Here is a 1,438-nt window from a genome sequence, read left to right as displayed (position 1 = left end):
ATGTGGGGGTGTTGCGGTCTGCGGGGGAGGTTCCGGCGTTGTTGCGGGGGTTGGTGAGGGGGGTTCCTGCCCGCCGAACCACCAAACGACCCGGCCTTCCCGTCGAAGCCCTGGCCGGGCTCCCCGAGACCGAGCGCGGCGCCAGGCTGCTGGAACTGGTGAGCAGGTACACCGCCGAGGTGCTGGGCCATACCGAGCCGGTCGATGCGCGCCGCGCGTTCAATGAGCTCGGCTTCGACTCGCTCACCGCCGTGGAACTGCGCAACCGGCTGAGCACCGCCACCGGCCGGAGACTGCCCGCGACGCTGGTCTTCGACCACCCGACCCCGACCGCCCTGGCCGAGTTCCTGAACGGTGAGCTGTTCGGGACGTCCACCGGTGTGGTCGTCCCCTCCGCGCCGGTCGCGGCCACCGACACCGATCCGGTCGTGATCGTGGGCATGGCCTGCCGCTTCCCGGGTGGGGTGTCGTCTCCGGAGGGGTTGTGGGATCTGGTGGCCTCGGGTGGGGACGGGGTGTCGGGGTTTCCGGTGGATCGGGGGTGGGATCTGGAGGGGTTGTTCGATGATGATCCTGATCGGCCGGGGACGTCGTATGCGCGTGAGGGGGGGTTTCTGTACGACGCGGCGGATTTCGATGCGGGGTTCTTCGGGATCTCTCCGCGTGAGGCGCTGGCGATGGATCCGCAGCAGCGGTTGCTGCTGGAGACCTCCTGGGAGGCGATCGAGCACGCGGGCATCGACCCGACCACGCTGCGCGGCAGCGACACCGGAGTCTTCGTCGGCCTGATGTACCACGACTACGCCGCACGACTGCTCACCACACCCGAGGACCTCGAAGGACACATCGGCATCGGCAACTCCGGAAGCGTCGCCTCCGGCCGCCTGGCCTACACCTTCGGTCTGGAGGGACCGGCCGTGACGGTGGACACGGCGTGCTCGTCGTCGCTGGTGGCGCTGCACTGGGCGATGCGGGCGCTGCGCCAGGGGGAGTGCTCGATGGCCCTGGTCGGCGGGGTCACGGTCATGGCGAAACCCGACGCCTTCGTCCAGTTCAGCCGGCAGCGCGGCCAGGCTCCCGATGGCCGGTGCAAGTCGTTCGCTGCGTCGGCGGATGGTACGGGGTGGGGTGAGGGTGTCGGGGTGTTGTTGGTGGAGCGGTTGTCGGATGCGCGGCGTAATGGTCATCGGGTGTTGGCGGTGGTGCGGGGTAGTGCGGTCAATCAGGACGGCGCCAGTAATGGGTTGACGGCTCCGAATGGTCCGTCGCAGCAGCGGGTGATCGCTCGGGCGTTGGCGGATGCGGGTCTGGTGCCGGGTGATGTGGATGTGGTGGAGGCGCACGGTACGGGGACGACGCTGGGTGATCCGATCGAGGCGCAGGCGTTGCTGGCGACCTACGGTCGGGGGCGGGATCGGCCGTTGTGGTTGGGGTCGGT

1 protein-coding gene is annotated in these 1,438 nt (G+C 69.2%); it reads left to right on the top strand.

From position 1 onward, the window contains the following. Positions 1–158 precede the first annotated feature (158 nt). Positions 159–1,438: beta-ketoacyl synthase N-terminal-like domain-containing protein (locus ACIBCT_RS40505; RefSeq protein WP_399197368.1), on the top strand; the 1,280-nt coding region annotated here is incomplete at its 3' end.

This window comes from Streptosporangium sp. NPDC050855, assembly GCF_044456585.1.
Lineage (GTDB): Bacteria > Actinomycetota > Actinomycetes > Streptosporangiales > Streptosporangiaceae > Streptosporangium > Streptosporangium longisporum.
The sequence above is the reverse complement of the archived record's forward strand: the minus strand, read 5'-3'. Positions and strand labels throughout refer to the sequence as shown.